The sequence below is a fragment of the Pseudomonas lini genome (assembly GCF_001042905.1).
GTDB lineage: Bacteria > Pseudomonadota > Gammaproteobacteria > Pseudomonadales > Pseudomonadaceae > Aquipseudomonas > Aquipseudomonas lini.
The window spans coordinates 66,754-83,745 of record NZ_JYLB01000012.1; the positions used below are offsets into that span (position 1 = coordinate 66,754).

General features: G+C 58.1%; 14 protein-coding genes. 10 read left to right on the top strand and 4 right to left on the bottom strand.

The window, feature by feature from the left end:
• Positions 1-104: 104 nt before the first annotated feature.
• The gene (locus tag TU81_RS27245) at positions 105-341 is read right to left on the bottom strand and encodes a glutaredoxin family protein (RefSeq protein ID WP_038983650.1); all 237 of its coding nucleotides are present in this window, start codon (positions 339-341) and stop codon (positions 105-107) included.
• A gap of 208 nt (positions 342-549) precedes the next feature.
• Between TU81_RS27245 and TU81_RS27250 the strand changes: the two genes are divergently transcribed.
• Positions 550-2,262, top strand: a complete 1,713-nt coding sequence (locus TU81_RS27250; protein WP_038982249.1) for a cation:proton antiporter — start codon at positions 550-552, stop codon at positions 2,260-2,262.
• A 1-nt stretch (position 2,263) separates the two neighbouring features.
• Here the strand turns inward: TU81_RS27250 and TU81_RS27255 are convergent, their stop codons facing one another.
• Positions 2,264-3,472 carry an ammonium transporter gene (locus TU81_RS27255; RefSeq protein WP_038983648.1) on the bottom strand — a complete coding sequence of 403 codons (1,209 nt, stop codon included), beginning with the start codon at positions 3,470-3,472 and terminating at the stop codon, positions 2,264-2,266.
• A 305-nt stretch (positions 3,473-3,777) separates the two neighbouring features.
• Here TU81_RS27255 and TU81_RS27260 point away from each other — a divergent pair, with 305 nt between their 5' ends.
• The 9 genes from TU81_RS27260 to TU81_RS27300 all read left to right on the top strand — a co-directional run bounded on the left by TU81_RS27260 (position 3,778) and on the right by TU81_RS27300 (position 15,606).
• On the top strand, positions 3,778-4,092 hold the full coding sequence (locus TU81_RS27260; RefSeq protein ID WP_008009371.1) for a DUF883 family protein: 315 nt from the start codon (positions 3,778-3,780) through the stop codon (positions 4,090-4,092).
• A gap of 1 nt (position 4,093) precedes the next feature.
• Positions 4,094-4,483 (top strand): phage holin family protein, encoded by a 390-nt coding sequence (locus TU81_RS27265; protein ID WP_007895049.1) that lies wholly within the window; start codon positions 4,094-4,096, stop codon positions 4,481-4,483.
• Positions 4,480-4,815 (top strand): hypothetical protein, encoded by a 336-nt coding sequence (locus TU81_RS27270; RefSeq protein WP_038982248.1) that lies wholly within the window; start codon positions 4,480-4,482, stop codon positions 4,813-4,815. The genes TU81_RS27265 and TU81_RS27270 overlap by 4 nt, the downstream gene beginning before the upstream one ends.
• 123 nt (positions 4,816-4,938) lie before the next feature.
• On the top strand, positions 4,939-6,102 hold the full coding sequence (locus tag TU81_RS27275; protein WP_048397564.1) for an EAL domain-containing protein: 1,164 nt from the start codon (positions 4,939-4,941) through the stop codon (positions 6,100-6,102).
• Positions 6,103-6,169: 67 nt separating this feature from the next.
• The gene (locus TU81_RS27280) at positions 6,170-7,501 is read left to right on the top strand and encodes a deoxyguanosinetriphosphate triphosphohydrolase (protein WP_038982246.1); all 1,332 of its coding nucleotides are present in this window, start codon (positions 6,170-6,172) and stop codon (positions 7,499-7,501) included.
• 169 nt (positions 7,502-7,670) lie between these two features.
• Positions 7,671-8,075 carry a response regulator gene (locus TU81_RS27285; RefSeq protein ID WP_038982245.1) on the top strand — a complete coding sequence of 135 codons (405 nt, stop codon included), beginning with the start codon at positions 7,671-7,673 and terminating at the stop codon, positions 8,073-8,075.
• Between the two features lie 256 nt (positions 8,076-8,331).
• The gene (locus tag TU81_RS27290) at positions 8,332-8,958 is read left to right on the top strand and encodes a response regulator transcription factor (protein WP_038982229.1); all 627 of its coding nucleotides are present in this window, start codon (positions 8,332-8,334) and stop codon (positions 8,956-8,958) included.
• An 8-nt stretch (positions 8,959-8,966) separates the two neighbouring features.
• Complete coding sequence (locus TU81_RS27295; RefSeq protein WP_048397565.1) at positions 8,967-12,611, top strand: transporter substrate-binding domain-containing protein; 3,645 nt, start codon at positions 8,967-8,969, stop codon at positions 12,609-12,611.
• Between the two features lie 49 nt (positions 12,612-12,660).
• Positions 12,661-15,606, top strand: coding sequence for an HD domain-containing phosphohydrolase (locus TU81_RS27300; RefSeq protein ID WP_048397567.1), 2,946 nt, complete (start codon positions 12,661-12,663; stop codon positions 15,604-15,606).
• Here the strand turns inward: TU81_RS27300 and TU81_RS27305 are convergent, their stop codons facing one another.
• Positions 15,607-16,089: a GAF domain-containing protein gene (locus tag TU81_RS27305; RefSeq protein ID WP_007940023.1), complete on the bottom strand. Its 483-nt coding sequence runs from the start codon at positions 16,087-16,089 to the stop codon at positions 15,607-15,609.
• Positions 16,086-16,976, bottom strand: a complete 891-nt coding sequence (locus TU81_RS27310) for an ATP-binding protein (RefSeq protein WP_038982226.1) — start codon at positions 16,974-16,976, stop codon at positions 16,086-16,088. Before TU81_RS27310 ends, TU81_RS27305 begins: the two co-directional genes overlap by 4 nt.
• Positions 16,977-16,992 lie beyond the last annotated feature (16 nt).

Sequence of the window (16,992 nt, forward strand, 5' to 3'; positions counted from 1 at the left end):
GGCAATCGGAATAACTGTATGCGCATACAGTATCCGAATAACATCGGTTAAGCCAAGGTATCAATCATAAAGTTCGACACGCGGGAACATCGTCGCCGTCCCCCCTACCGCAGGAACGCTACCACTTCATCGGCACCGAACGGCCAGCCCAGCTCAGCGCCGGTATCGACCCGCCGCAACACCGGAATACGCAGACTGTAAGCTTCGAACCAGGTTTCATCGTCAGCGATATCCACCAGCTCCACCAACAGACCACGCTCGACAAATTCCATCAGCATGGCTTCGGCGAGTTCACAGAGATGGCAACCAATGGTGCCGAACAGCTGACATTCAGGAGGCATGACGACAAGACCCATCGAAGTAAGCGCTCATTCTAGGCCCGCTATCAAAAGCCGTCGAGCCGATGCCCTATCTGTCTGAGCAATGGCTGATTTCAAGAGATTTCGGCAAACTCCTGACGCACATCATTCGCCTCAACGGCCATTTGCACGATGCTCGCGTCTTTTTTACTTCTACGCTTGAGTAGCCAGAACCTCACCGGAGTTTTTTGTGTTCGCCAATCTGTTGATCATCTTCACCTCCTCCCTGGTGGTGATTGCACTGTTCCAGCGTCTGCGCTTGCCACCGGTGCTGGGCTACCTGTGCGTGGGGCTGATGATCGGGCCGACCGCGTTCAACTGGGTGAATGAAAGTGAAGAGTTGCCCGACCTTGCCGAGTTGGGCGTAGTGTTCTTGCTGTTCTCCCTCGGGCTTGAGTTTTCCCTGTCGAAAATGCTCGCACTGCGCCAAGTGGTTTTTGGCCTGGGCAGCCTGCAAGTGCTGCTTTCCGGGATAGTGCTGGGGGGGTTGCTGATGTTGTTTGGCATGCCAACCACGCCTGCACTGTTACTCGGGGCCGGTTTGGCGTTGTCGTCCACCGCCATTGTCAGCAAGGAGTTAAGCAGCCTCGGTGAGCTTTTCAGCCGCCACGGCCAGAATGCCATCGCCGTGCTGTTGTTCCAGGACGTGGTCGCGGTGTTGCTACTGACCCTGGTGCCGGTGTTCGCAGGCACCAGCGACCAGGTTTGGTATTGGGCTCTGCCATTGACGCTGGGCAAGACTATCGTGCTGTTCGTCGGTCTGCTGCTGGTCAGTCGCTGGTTTTTGCCACGGCTGTTTCATGAAGTCGCCGCGTCCCGGTCCGCTGAGCTGTTCGTGCTGTTGGCGCTGGTGATCGTTCTGCTGACGGCCTGGCTGACTCACCTGCTCGGCCTCTCCCCAGCCCTGGGCGCCTTTCTCGCCGGCATGCTGCTGGGGGAAAGCCACTACCGACATCAGATCGAGGCGGACATCCGTCCGTTTCGCGACATTCTGCTCGGGGTGTTCTTCGTAAGTATCGGCATGTTGATCGACTTGCGCTTGTTTGCCAGCCACGGATTGCTGATTCTCGGTCTGACGCTGGGGCTGCTGCTGATCAAAGGCACCGTGGTCGCGCTGCTGGTCAAATGGCGCGGCAGCGATGTCGAAACCGCCTGGCGCAGCGGTCTGGCATTGGCTCAAGGGGGCGAATTCTGCTTTGCCCTGATGACGCAAATGCAGCAAAACAAACTGATGCCCGCCGACTTCGGTGGCCTGCTGCTGGCCGCCACGTTCTGCTCGATGTTGGTGACGCCTTTACTGCTACGCGCCGCTCCCCACATCGCCACACGCCTGCACCACAAGCCCAACGAAGAAGCCGAACTCGAAGAAATCAGCGCGCTCAACGCGGGCTTGCACAATCACGTAGTGATCTGTGGGTATGGCCGTGTAGGTCAGTCCATCGGGCGCGTCCTGCGTAATGTGCATCAACCTTACATTGCGCTGGATACCGACCCGGTGCGGGTCCAGGAAGCAGCCGTCAATGAAAGCTGTGTTCATTACGGCGACTCACGTCGCGGCGAACTGCTGGTCGCGATAGGGTTGGAACGCGCCAGACTGCTGGTGGTCGCCGTGGACCAGACGGACATCGCACTATTGATACTCAAGGAAGCGCGCCGCTTCAACCCGAGCGTGCCGGTCCTGGTGCGCACACGGGACGACAGTCAGTTGGCCGAGTTGAAGGCGGCCGGTGCCAGCGAAGTCGTACCCGAGTTGCTGGAGTCGAGCCTGATGCTCGCCTCCCATGCGCTGATCATGCTGGGCATTCCCGGCCAACAGGTGCAAGACCGGGTCGACCAGGTACGGCATGACCGTTATCGCCTGCTGCATGGTTTCTACCCCGGCACCGACGATGAAGAACGCTGATTCAATCCTGACTCACGGCACCGATCTTGTGCACCGACAAGTCCGCGCCGTAGTACTCCTCCTCCTGGCTCAGGCGCAGACCATACAACGCATTGATCGCTCCATACACCGCAAAACCACCGACCAGCGCCACGATCACCCCCAGAGAAGTGCCGATCAACTGACTGATCAGGCTCACGCCCCCCAAACCACCCAAGGCGGTTTGACCGAAGATGCCGCAAGCGATCCCGCCCCAGACACCACACAGTCCATGCAAAGGCCAGACGCCCAGCACATCGTCGATATGCCATTTGCCTTGGGCGGCGGTAAAGCACCAGACAAACAGTGCCCCGGCGATGGCTCCGGTCACCAATGCGCCCACCGGGTGCATCAGATCCGAGCCGGCGCAGATCGCCACCAGTCCGGCCAATGGGCCGTTATGCAGAAAGCCCGGGTCATTGCGGCCGATGATCAACGCCGCCACGGTGCCACCGACCATGGCCATCAACGAATTCACCGCCACCAGCCCGCTGACACCTTGCAGGGTCTGGGCGCTCATCACGTTGAAGCCGAACCAGCCGACGATCAGAATCCAAGAACCCAACGCCAGAAAGGGAATGCTCGACGGTGCGAAAGCCACCAGTCGTCCGTCGCGATAACGACCTTGCCTTGGACCGAGCAACAACACCGCCGCGAGTGCCAGCCAGCCGCCCATGGCGTGAACCACCACGGAGCCTGCGAAGTCATGGAAGTTGGCGCCAAAGCGTTCCAACAACCAGGCTTGCAGACCAAAATTGCCATTCCAGATCATGCCTTCGAAGAAGGGATAGATGAACGCTACGATCAGCGCCGTCGCACACAATTGAGGTGCGAACCGGGCGCGCTCGGCGATGCCTCCGGAAATGATTGCCGGTATCGCCGCAGCAAAGGTCAGCAGAAAGAAAAATTTCACCAGCCCATAGCCATGATCGGCGGTGATCACCGCCGCCGGCTGCATGAAAGTGACTCCGTAGGAAATCCAATAGCCTATAAAGAAATAGGCCAGGGTCGAAATGGCGAAGTCGCTGAGGATTTTCGACAAGGCATTGACCTGGTTTTTTTGTCGAACCGTACCCACCTCGAGAAAGGCGAAACCGGCGTGCATGGCCAGGACCATGACCGCACCGATAAGGATGAACAACGTGTTGGAGCTATGGACCAGACTGTCCACAGCACTTTGCAGATTTTCCATGGATTGGCAGACCTGAAGGCTGAAAAAAGCACCAAAGCAGTTCGCGTAGATGGCTGACGCACCAAGTTGCAGCTCATCCAGACCACAGCGTTTATCTGGATGAACCGCTTTGGCGCACAAGACCGCAGCCTCCGCGCGAGTTTTGATTATTTGAGTTAAGGTTTTCCTGAAATCATGCCCAGCAACAGCGCAACAGCGCAGGCTGGCGCACCACGACACAGCAAAAGTTGTACCAGTCATTTGTACTGAACCTTCACACAAGGCTCATACTCGAACGCTTCAGAAGCCACTTACGGAGATCACCAATGGCCCGCACCACAGCAAAGACTGCTCAAGAAGTTCTGATGGAAGATTTTCAGACACTGGTCACCGACACTGAAAGATTGCTGGAACACACCAAATCCCTGGCTGGCGATCAAGCCGATGAGTTGCGCCAGCAGATCCATGACAGTCTGCTGCGCGCGCGGGAAACCCTGAGATTGACCGAAGACTCTGTGCGCGAGCGCGGCAAAGCCGCTGTCACCGCCACGGAAGATTACGTCCAGGCCAACCCATGGCAATCGGTCGGAATCGCGGCGGGCGTGGGCTTCCTGATCGGCCTGCTGGCCACTCGGCGCTGATATGGCGATCGGCGAATCCGGCCCGTCCGCGACGGGCACCGGCTCATCACCGCGGCGCCTCGGTGCCGCGTTTCTTGGACTGCTGCACAGTCATGTCGAGTTGTTTGGCATTGAATTGCAGGAACAAAAAGCACGCACCGTAAGCCTGTTGCTGTTTGCAGGCCTCACGCTGGTCTTTGCCTTGTTGTTGCTGGTGGGGTTGTCGACGCTGGTGTTGATCCTGTTTTGGGACACCTATCGCCTGGCCGCAATCATCGGGCTCTGTGTGTTCTATACCCTCGCCGCGTTGTTCTGTGCGATGCGCTTGAGAGCAGCGATTTTCGATGAGTCCTCGCCCTTCCACGGCACCCTGGAAGAGTTGGCCAATGATCGGGAGCGCCTGTTGCCATGAGCATGTCTGAACTTCCCCGCAACAGCTCGCGCACGGAAATGCGCAAGGCGCTGATTCGCCTGCGCATGGAAATGCATCGCCAGGAAATCCGCCACGAATCCCAACACCTGCTGCATCCCCTGCAACGGGTGCGTGGCATGACGCAAAACCTGCAAGACGGCCTCGGCATCAAACACGCCCCGCTCTGGGGCATCGCGGCCGTGATCGGGTTGGGCTTTCTGACCGGCAAGGGTGCCAAGGGTGGTATCGGCAGCCTGACTCGGCTGGCTCGCTTGGGCGTCACGCTGGGGCCACTGATCAAGCTGATCATGCAGAATTCGCGCAAACACTAATCAGTCCTGTTTGGCTGCATTCTTGCACACCACCGGGATTAGCCTCTTTTATCGAGAGGTTAGTCCTGCGTGCCTGCTTGGTGTCCAGGTTTACCCAGAACAAAACCTCACTAAGGAGGCCTCGTGATCGACGGGCAACCGCTCGCCTGCTTTCAGCCGTTTATCGATACCGCCACGGGCCGCATCGCTGGCGTCGAAGCGCTGGGTCGACTGCGTCAGGCCGACGACCAACTGACCTCGGTAGGACCACTGTTCGCCGACCCGCGAACGCCCGCCATCGCCCTGCGTCGTCTCGATCGCCAGATTCGCGATAATGCCCTGAGCCGTCTGCATGAAGCGCCCCCAGACTGGTTTCTCAGCCTGAACATATCGCCCCGCTGGATCAGCCGCTTGCGCCGGGACCAGGCACTGCCGAGCCTCAAGCAACTGAGCAGGCATGGCGTCGACGCGCAACGAATCGTCTTCGAAATCACCGAACTGGGCGGCGACAGCCAGCGTCTTGCCGAAGTCGTGGCCCGCTACCGACAAGCCGGGGCGCGGATCGCCATCGATGATTTCGGTGCCGGTTACTCTCAGCTTGATCGCGTGCTGGCCCTGCAACCGGACATTCTCAAGCTCGACATGCGGCTGTTCCAGGCCGCCGCATTGGGTGGCCCCAGCAGCGACGTGGTAAAGGCCCTGGCGCAAATGGCGGAAAAAACCGGGTGCTGGATTATCGCTGAGGGCGTGGAAACCGAAGCTCAACTGAATTTTGCCCTGGAGTGTGGTTCACGCTACGTACAGGGCTTTCTGTTTGCCCGCGCGCAAGCTGATTTCTTCGCCACAGATGCCTTTGTCGAGCGCTTCGCACAACTGCGCCAGCGCTATGTTCAGCAAAAACTGGCTGAGCGCGCACGCCTGATGATCATGCGCCAGCAACTCAGCGAATTGATGACCATCCTGCAAGCCTGGGCTCAAGCCAGCGCGCCCCTCAGCACCTTGCCGCAACTGGAAGCGTTTCCCTGGTTGTTGCGTTTTTATCAATGCGACCGCCACGGCACGCAGCTGACCCCCAACCTGGAATGGCGCAACAACGGTTGGGAGGCGGATAACCGCTACCTGGGCCATAACTGGTCATGGCGCCCCTACTTTTATCACTTGCTGGCCGAGGGTTGGGAGGAGCGCCGGCTGACGCTTTCCAACACCTACCGCGACGCCACCAGCAATCAGTACTGCCTCACCGCCGGGCAATTTTTCGACAATGGCGAGCGATTGCTGCTCATCGATATCGATGCCGCGGGGCTGTAGTTCTTCTTGCAGGGACCGGCACGAACCGGGAAGCTAGGGAATCAGTCACCTGACGGAGAAACCAGCCTTGGATTGGCAAACCCTGCTTACCCGCGAACGCCTCGGAAAGCCTGTGCACAGCCCGGAAGAACTCGGCCGCAGCCCTTTCCATAAAGACCACGACCGCATCATTTTCTCGGGCGCGTTTCGCCGTCTCGGGCGTAAGACCCAGGTCCATCCGGTCTCCAGCAACGATCACATCCACACGCGCCTGACCCACTCACTGGAAGTCAGTTGCGTCGGTCGTTCGTTGGGCATGCGCGTCGGTGAAACCATCCGTAGCGCCCTGCCTGACTGGTGCGAACCGAGCGACCTGGGAATGGTGGTGCAATCGGCTTGCCTGGCCCATGACATCGGTAATCCGCCCTTCGGTCATTCCGGTGAAGACGCGATCCGCCACTGGTTCCAGCAGGCCGCAGGCCGTGGCTGGCTGGATGCGATGAACGAAGCCGAACGCAATGACTTCCTCAATTTCGAAGGCAATGCCCAAGGTTTCCGGGTGCTTACCCAGCTTGAATACCACCAGTTCGAAGGGGGAACCCGGCTGACCTACGCCACGCTGGGCACCTACCTGAAATACCCGTGGACGGCTCGGCACGCCGACTCACTGGGCTACAAGAAGCACAAGTTCGGTTGCTATCAGAGCGAACTGCCGCTGCTGGAACAGATCGCTCAAAAGCTCGGCCTGCCCCAGCTGGACGAACAGCGCTGGGCGCGCCATCCACTGGTGTACCTGATGGAGGCCGCCGACGACATTTGCTACGCGCTGATCGATCTGGAAGATGGCCTGGAAATGGAGCTGCTGGAATACGCCGAAGTCGAGTCCCTGCTGCTGGACCTGGTGGGCGACGACCTCCCGGAAACCTATCGCCAGCTCGGTTCGCAGGATTCGCGTCGGCGCAAACTGGCGATCCTGCGGGGCAAAGCCATCGAACACCTGACCAACGCAGCAGCCCGAGCGTTCGTCGAGCAACAAGACGCGCTACTGGCCGGCACGCTGCCTGGTGACCTGGTGGAACACATGCATGGCCCCGCCAAACGCTGCGTCTTGAATGCCAAGGACATGGCGCGCAAAAAAATCTTCCAGGACAAGCGCAAGACGCTCCATGAAATCGGCGCCTACACCACCCTTGAAATCCTGCTCAACGCCTTTTGCGGCGCGGCACTAGAGCAGCACAACGGCCGTACGCCATCCTTCAAGCACCGTCGCATACTCGACCTGTTGGGCAACAATGCACCCGATCCTCACGGCCCTTTACACACCTCCTTCTTGCGCATGATTGATTTCATCGCCGGCATGACCGACAGCTATGCCGGTGAAATGGCGCTGGAAATGACCGGTCGTTCAAGCCACCGATAAAACGTATCGATCAGCCGTGTCAGAGAGCTCTGAGCGGCTGATCGAATTTCTCGACAATCATCCGTATTTCAACGTCAACAGAATCGCCCTACACCTTGTGCAGAGCTGACTGATCGATTGTTCGGCCGTCTCGCGAAATAATCACCCTCCCCTGCTCGACAGATGACGCATGAAAACTCCTATGTTCAAACATGATTGGCGCATCCTGCTGGTGGAAGATCATCCCTTTCAGCTACGGGCGACTCAGTACCTGCTCGAGAGTTATGGCTTCACCCAACTGACCGCCACTGACAGTGCCAAAGGCGCCTTGCAACAAATGCTCAAGGTTGCGCAACCGTTCGATATTCTTCTGTGCGATCAATGCCTGCCCGACCTTCCCGGCCTTGATTTGATTGAATACGCCAGTCACCGGGGGATGATCAGACAGGCCATACTTCTGAGCAGCCTGACATCCGTCGAACTGGACAAACTTAAAATAATGGCCTACGAACATGGACTACCCTTGCTCGGTTACTTGATCAAGCCATTGAAACAATCAGACTTCAGAAACTTGTTGACCTTGGCCTCAGCATAAAAACACGAGAACCCAAACGTACTAAAACAATGACCAACATATAGGTCCAAACCTCCAACTCAATACTTTCAACCTCTTGACTAGTCTTACCAAATTTTTGCCTTTCCTCATGCAAAACCTAGTTGATACGTAGTCCCATTCTTCTTCATTTGTAGGACTTTTCCTATATTGCCGCTACAGCCCCCTCAGTTCATGCGGCCCCTCAACTATCTGAGCTAAGGTGCGCGCTTTATTTGTGCACGTATGGGATTTGATTATGAACTCCGTTTTTATTGTCGACGATCACCCTGTCATCCGCCTTGCCGTTCGAATGCTGCTGGAACATGAAGGTTACAAAGTCGTCGGCGAAACTGACAATGGGGTCGATGCAATGCAGATGGTTCGCGAATGCATGCCAGACCTGATCATCCTCGACATCGGCATTCCCAAACTGGATGGACTGGAAGTTCTCTCCCGTTTCAACGCCATGAGTACACCATTAAAAACATTGGTATTAACTGCACAATGCCCGAAGCTTTTCGGTATTCGCTGCATGCAGTCCGGTGCATCGGGGTATGTATGCAAACAGGAAGAACTCAGTGAATTGATGAGCGCGATAAAAGCGGTTTTATCAGGTTACAACTATTTCCCCAGTCAGGCCTTGAACCCTGTTCGGTGTGACGACGCGCAGTGGGCCGATCTGGAGTTATTTAAATCCGTTAACGATCGAGAACTGATGGTGTTACAACTTTTCGCCCAAGGCCGCACCAATAAAGAAATTGCCAAGGGTATGTTTCTCAGCAATAAAACTGTCAGCACTTATAAAAAACGACTCATGCAAAAACTCAAGGCCAAATCCCTGGTTGAACTCATCGATATGGCAAAACGTAACGCGTTAGTGTGAGAAACAGGATGCCCAGCCGTTTCAAGGATTATCTAATACTCATGGCCGCGGGTTTATGCCTGAGCACCTCAGTACTCGCGGCTCAGACGGCCAGCGAGCACTACACCCTGCTCAGTCGATCGACGGCCGGACACATGGAAGTCCAACTGGATACCTCACAACGACAATGGGTTAAAGAAAAACGTGAATTGATCCTCGGTACATCGGCCCCGGATTATCCTCCTTTCGACCTGACCCTCAGCGGCCATGACTATGAAGGTTTCACCGCCGATTACGCAGGCATCCTTGGCAAGGCCATAGGGTTGCCGGTCAAGGTTCAGCGCTTCGCATCCCGGGGGGCCGCGATCGAGGCGCTGGAAAAAGGCCAGGTCGATATGCTCGGCACCGCCAATGGGTTCGAGGCCGACAATGCCGACATTGCCCTATCCACCCCTTATGCGGTGGATCAACCCGTACTGGTGACACGAGAAGGAGAAACCAGGTCGCTGACCGATGGACTTGCCGGCATGCGGCTGAGCATGGTGTATCACTATCTGCCTCTGGACGAGGTCAGGGCGCTGTATCCGAAGGCAATCATCACCTCCTATCCGTCCTACCAGAATGCAATCAATGCGGTTGCCTTCGACCAGGCCGACGTTTTTCTCGGCGACACCATTTCAACCCACTACATGATCAACAAGGGGTATCTGAACAACATCCGCATGGCCAACTTCGGTAAACACGAAGCCCATGGTTTCAGCTTTGCCGTGCAAAAGGACAACCCGGATCTGCTCGGGATCATCAACGCGGTACTCAAGACCATCCCCACCAGCGAGCGAGAAAACATCGCCAAGCGCTGGAGTGCCGGCAGCGACATACTTCTCACCGATCACAAACTGCAACTCAGCCACCGCGAAGAACGCTGGCTGGCACAACATCCAGTCGTGCGCGTCGTGGTCAATGAAGCGTTTGCGCCGCTGACGTTTTTCGACAGCGACGGCAACTTTCGAGGTGTCACGGCGGATTTGCTCGAGCTGATCAGATTGCGCACCGGTTTGCGTTTCGAAATCCAGCGCAGCCGAAGCGATGACGAGATGATCGAGCAGATCGCTAACCATCAGGCTGACCTGATCGCCGCCTTGCTCCCCAGCGTCCAACGTGAAACGACGTTGAACTTCAGCCGCCCCTATCTGGAAAACTCCTTTGTACTTCTGACGCGCAAAGCGGCCGACAGCCCGACAAACCTCACGCAATTGCAGGACAAACGCCTGGCCATCGCCCAAGGCCATCCACTGGTGGGTTACCTGCGCAGCGAGTTTCCGCGGATCAACCTGGTTGAAACCCCGGACACGTTCAGTGCCGTGGAGTTGCTCGCCGAGGGCCAGGCAGAAGGTGCGGTGAACTCTTTGGTGATTGCCAACTACTTCATCTCATCGCGGATCTTCGAACAGACACTTCAGATCAGCACCACCATCGGTACCCGACAGGCAGCGTTTTCCCTGGCAACCGGGCGCGACGCCAAAGAACTGAACGCCATCCTCGACAAGGCACTGCTGAGCATCGCACCGGAAGAGTTGGGCATCATCAACAACCGCTGGCGTGGCTATTCAGCGGCCACGCAAAGTACCTGGCGCAACTATCACCGCGTGTTCTATCAGATCGTTATCAGCGCCGGTGTATTGCTGCTGATATCCATTGCCTGGAACGCCTATATGAGGCGCCAGATAAAACAGCGGCAAGCGGCCGAGCGCGCCTTGAACGATCAACTGGAATTCATGCGATCGCTGGTCAATGGCACGCCTCATCCCATTTATGTGCGGGATCGCCAGGGATTGCTGCAAAGCTGCAACGACAGTTACCTGCAAACCTTCTGCGCGAAACGCGAAGACATCATCGGTAAAGGTGTCATGCAGGGCAGCCTCGGCAACGCCTTCGAAGCACGGGAATATCAGGCGGACTACCAGCGCGTCATGGCCGAAGGGACGCCGCTGATTCTCGACCGTCCGTTGCACATCGACGACCGCAAGCTGACGATCTATCACTGGATTCTTCCCTATCGCGACTCGAGCGGTGACGTGCAAGGCATCATTGGCGGCTGGATCGACATCAGCGAACGCCGGCAACTGTTCGATGAGTTGCGGGCCGCTAAAGAGCAAGCCGATGCTGCCAACCGAGCTAAAAGTACCTTTCTGGCGACCATGAGCCATGAGATCCGTACGCCCATGAACGCAGTCATCGGCATGCTCGAACTGACGCTCAAACGTATCGATCACAGTCATCCGGATCGACCCGCCATCGATGTCGCGTACCACTCGGCGAAAGACCTGCTGGAACTGATCGGGGACATTCTCGATATTGCGCATATCGAATCGGGGCGTCTGAGCCTGAACCCGGAGCGCGTCAATCTGGCTGAAACCGTAGCCTCCGTGGTGCGAATTTTCGACGGGTTGGCCCGGCAGAAAAACCTCGGACTGCAACTGGAATTCAGCCCTGCCAAACCGGCGACCGATGTCATGTTGGACCCGATGCGTTTCAAGCAGGTGCTGTCCAATCTGATCAGCAATGCCATCAAGTTCACGCAACAGGGCCAAGTCAGGATCAGCGTCGAGTTGCAGCCGACCGACGAGCCCGACCGGGTCCAGTTGCAGTTGCGGGTTGAAGACAGTGGCGCAGGGATCAGCGAACAGGATCAACAGCGCTTGTTCGAGCCCTTCGTCCAGGCCGATAACTCCGGCCAGTTAGCCAGAAGCGGGGCGGGGCTGGGCCTGGTGATCAGCCGCAATTTGTGCGAAATGATGGGCGGCAGCCTGCAATTGAACAGTCAGTCGGGAGTCGGCACCCAGGTCCGGGTTTCGCTGAACCTGGCCACCCTGCCGACAGAACGGATGCCGGAACCTGCCGAGCTGCAAATCCACCCGAGCACTGCCCCCTTGAACGTTCTGGTGGTCGATGATCACCCCGCCAATCGCTTGCTCATGTGCCAGCAACTGGAGTTTCTGGGGCATCGGTTCAACGTCGCAGCGGATGGCGAGGCGGGGTTCGAGGCATGGAAGAATCAGCCATTCGATTTGGTGATTGCTGATTGCAACATGCCGATCATGAATGGATATGAGCTGGTCCGTGCCATTCGCCAACATGAACAGCACCTGCAGCGCCCTCCCTGCACCGTTCTGGGTTTCACCGCCAACGCGCAGCCGGAGGAAAGACAACGCTGCAAACTGGCCGGGATGGACGATTGCCTGTTCAAACCCCTCAGCCTGACGGCCTTGAACCAATGGGTCGAAGGCATCACGCCGATGGTCCGCGAGCCAGCCTTCAGTCTGGAGGGGCTGCACCTGTTGACCGGTGGCAACCCGACACTGAACCAGCGATTGTTGACCGAACTGCTTAACAGCAACCGCCTGGACCGAAAAGCGCTGCTGGCGTTATCCGAGTCAAAGGACCGGCAGTCACTCCTCGACATTGCCCACAAAATCAAGGGCGCGGCCCGAATCGTCCAGGCATCCCGGCTGATCGACAGCTGCGAGGCGCTCGAACAGGCCTGCAATAACAGGCTCCACCACGATGAAGTGGCCAATTGCAGCAAGTCCATGGAGCGCGCCATGCTCGAACTGGAGCAGGCATTGCAACAACAGATGGCACGCCATGACAAAAGCAGAATGAAGGAGCATTAACTATGCTTGGGGGCTGAGCAGTGTGTTAATCATCATGGAGAAAGCTGCAATGCCCAGCCCACTGCACCCGGATCAACGCCGGTTTCCTCTGCACATCCACATCAGCGTGATGTTCACCTTCCTGTTGTTATTGACCGGGGTGGTACTGGGCATTTTCAACTATCGGCAAACCACCCAGATCATTCTTTCCAGCAGCGAAAAACTCTTCAACCGCATCGAGCAGGATGTCCGTCTGGACCTGCATCGCACCTATCAGCCGATTCGTCATCTGCTGAGCCTGCTGGCGGACAATCCGGCGACCGAGGCGCCCGACCTTGAGCAACGCCTGGCGTTGCTCAAGCCTTTCAGCCAATCGCTCAAGGACAACCCCGATCTGGCCTCGCTGTACCTGGGATACGGCAATGGCGACTTCTTCATGGTTCGCCCGCTGCGCACCGGCGCCCTGAAAACGCTGGTCAAGGCACCTGAGATGGCGGCGTATCAGGTATGGAGCATCGAGCACCCAGGTAGCGGTCAGATCCGCTCCCAATCAATGTTTTTCGATCAGAACCTGGCCCTCATCAGCCGTCAGGACAATCCCGATGAAACCTACGATCCCCGTACCCGCGCCTGGTTCTCCAGCGCTCGTAGCGAGCGTGATCAGATCACCACCGAACCCTACCTTTTTTTCTCCACCCACAACGTCGGCACCACACTGGCCCGGCGCAGTGGCGAGCATGCGGTGATGGGGGCCGACCTCACGCTGGCTGAACTGTCGGCGACCCTGGCCGAACATGTGGTGACCCCCAGTACCGAAATTGTGCTGTTCGATGCCCAAGGGAATGCCATCGCCTACCCCGACAGCAGCAAACTGATCGTCGACGACCAAACCGCGCGATTGACCAAAGCCGCAGACCTGAGCCCCACACTCGCGGCGCTGCTCACCAGCCCCGCCGAGGTCAATCGATTGAACGCCGCAGGTCGCCAATGGATCGTGGCGCGCAGCAGCATCCAGGAGGGTGGCCCGCAGGGACTGCAATTGGCGCTACTGGTGCCGGAGGATGAATTGCTCGTCGATGCCTACCGCATGCGCTGGCAAGGCGCGTTGATTACCCTGGCGACGCTGCTGTTGTGCCTGCCGATGGGTTGGCTGACCTCGAGAATCCTGGTCAAACCCTTGCGCGCCCTGGTGCAGGAAGCCGATGCGATTCGCAGTTTCGATTTCAATTTTCCGCCCTCCCGTCGCTCGCCGGTGCTTGAAGTCGACCAACTGAGTGTGTCGATGGCGCGCATGAAAGACACCCTGGCGAGTTTTTTCCAGATCACCGACAGTCTGAGCGCCGAGACCCGTTTCGCCCCGCTGCTGCAACGGGTGTTGTTTGAAACCGTAAAGATCGGCCAGGCCCAGGCCGGTCTGCTCTACCTGCGGGAAAGTGATGACGATCGCGTGGAGCCTCATGCGCTGGTCATCAACGGCAGTTCACAGGCATTACCGTCATTCGCCATTCAAGGACACACGCCTCAGGATCCGCAGAGCCCTCAATGGATGCAGCAATTGTCGAACGCCAACAATGTCGTCACCAGCCTGGGTTTCGAAGAGGCAGGGGACTTGCAGAAGGTTTTGCTCGCACTGGAGTGCCCAAGGGTTCATCTGATCGGTATCCGGCTGCACAATCGTCATAACGAAACCGTCGGCCTGCTGATCCTGCTGCTGACCGACAGCGGCACGCAGGACGACCTGGAAAAACTTCGCCCGGACCGCATCGCGTTTCTCCAAGCGGTTTCCGGTGCCGCCGCCGTGAGTATCGAAAGTCAGCGCCTGCAAGCCAAACAGAAACAGTTGCTGGACTCTTTTATTCAGCTGCTGGCTGGCGCGATCGATGCCAAGAGTCCCTATACCGGCGGGCACTGTCAGCGGGTGCCGGAACTGACCCTGATGCTGGCGCAGGCGGCCGCGGCCAGTCAGGATCCGGCCTTCAGCAGCTATCGGCCCACCGAAGATGAGTGGGAAGCCCTGCACATCGCTGCCTGGCTGCATGATTGCGGCAAGGTCACCACGCCTGAATACGTGGTCGACAAAGCCACGAAGCTTGAGACCCTGAACGACCGCATCCACGAAATCCGCACCCGTTTCGAAGTGCTCAAGCGTGATGCCTGGATCAACTATTGGCAGGCCATCACGCGGGGAGGTGACGAGCAGCATCTGGCTCAATTGCGCAATGCGAACCTGGCGGCGCTGGATGATGATTTCGCGTTCATCGCCCGCTGCAACCTTGGCAGCGAGGCCATGGCCGAGGCCGATCTGCAACGCCTGAACACCATCGCCCAACGCACCTGGACCCGAACCCTGGATGATCGACTGGGGGTTTCGTGGGAAGAGAACCGTCGTCAGGCCCGGACCCCGGCGCCGACCCTGCCGGTCAGCGAGCCGCTGCTGGCGGATAAACCCGAACACTTGCTCGAACGCGCCGACAGCGAACTGATCCCGGCCGACAATCCGTGGGGGTTCAAGCTCGACGTGCCGCGCTACAAATACAACCGGGGCGAGCTCTACAACCTGAGCATCACCCGAGGCACCCTGACCCGTGAGGAGCGTTACATCATCAATCACCACATGGTGCAGACGATCCTGATGCTCAGGCACCTGCCTTTCCCCGGCCACCTCAATAACATCGCGGAGATCGCCGGCGGCCACCACGAAAAAATGGACGGCACCGGTTATCCCAAACGATTGAAGCGCGAAGACATGAGCCTGCCGGCGCGGATGATGGCGATTGCCGATATTTTCGAAGCGCTGACCGCGGCCGATCGCCCCTACAAGAAAGCCAAGTCCTTGAGCGAAGCACTGGGCATCATGGCCACCATGTGCCGTGACGCCCACATTGACGCTGAATTGTTCGGGCTGTTCATCAACGACGAAGTCTACTTGCAGTACGCCAAGCGTTTTCTCGACCCACGACAGATTGATGCGGTCGACCCGTCAAGCCTGCTGATCAAGGCCGGCTTGATGGCCTGATCAGCAGTCGGTCAGACGCAGGAAAATCGCCGCCAGTTGCTCGATACCGGCCTGATCGTCAGCAGTAAAACGCGCGAGTTTCGGGCTGTCGAGGTCCAGCACACCGATCAGTCGACCGTCCTTGACCAGCGGCACCACCAGCTCGCTGTTCGAGGCACTGTCGCACGCAATGTGCCCGGGGAACGCATGGACATCTTCGACCCGCTGGGTCTGCAGGGTGGCCGCCGCCGCCCCGCACACGCCGCGACCGAATGGAATCCGTACACAGGCGATCTGCCCCTGAAACGGGCCAAGCACCAGTTCTTCGTTGCGATTAAGGTAGAAACCGGCCCAGTTCAGGTCATCGAGCTGGTTGAACAGAAACGCCGAAAATTGTGCGGCATTGGCGATAAAATCACGCTCGTCCGCCAGCAGCGATTCCAGCTGCGCCCATAGCATGCCGTAGCCCTCCAGGCCTTGGCCGCTCTTTTGTAAATCGATCATGCCTTATGCTCCAACAGCTTCAGCCCGACCCAATAGCGGGCGAATTGATACGCGCAACGTCCGTTGCGATTGCCTCGGCCCGTGGCCCAGCGCACGGCGAGGATGTCCAGCGCTTCGTCGCGCTGCCACTGCAGGCCGGCCTTGTCGGCCAATTGGCCGATCCAGTGTTCGACGACGTTGAGGAAATGCTCCTGAGTAAACGGATAGAACGACAGCCACAGACCAAAACGGTCCGACAGCGCGATCTTGTCTTCCACTGCCTCACTGGGATGGAGTTCGCCATCGACCCTTTTCCAGTTCTCGTTATCGCTTTCCTTTTCCGGCACCAGATGGCGACGGTTGGAGGTGGCGTACAGCAGAACGTTGTCTGGCGCCTGTTCGAGCGAACCATCGAGCACGCTCTTGAGCACGCGGTAATCGCCCTCGCCCGATTCGAACGACAGGTCATCGCAAAACAGCACAAAGCGCTGAGGCAACTTGGCGATCTGCTCGACCACGCGCGGCAAGTCCGCCAGGTGATCGCGTTCGATCTCGATCAGCCGCAGGCCGCTCTTGGCATGTTCCGACAGCAAGGCGCGCACCAGCGACGATTTACCGGTGCCACGCGAGCCCCAGAGCAATGCGTGGTTGGCCGGCATGCCGTCGAGAAACTGTCGGGTGTTGCGGCCCAGTTGCTCCAGTTGCCGATCAACGCCGATCAAGTCGGACAAACGCGTGTCCAGGCTGACTTGCAGCGGCAACAGAAAACCGCTGCGCCCCTCGCGCTGCCAGCGTGCGGCCAGACAGTGCGTCCAGTCGATGGTTTGCCGAGGCGCGGGCAGCAGCGGCTCGATACGGGCCAGAACGGCATCGGCGCGTTCAAGAAAAGCATTCAATCGGGAATCCACGTCTTCTCCTCGGGCA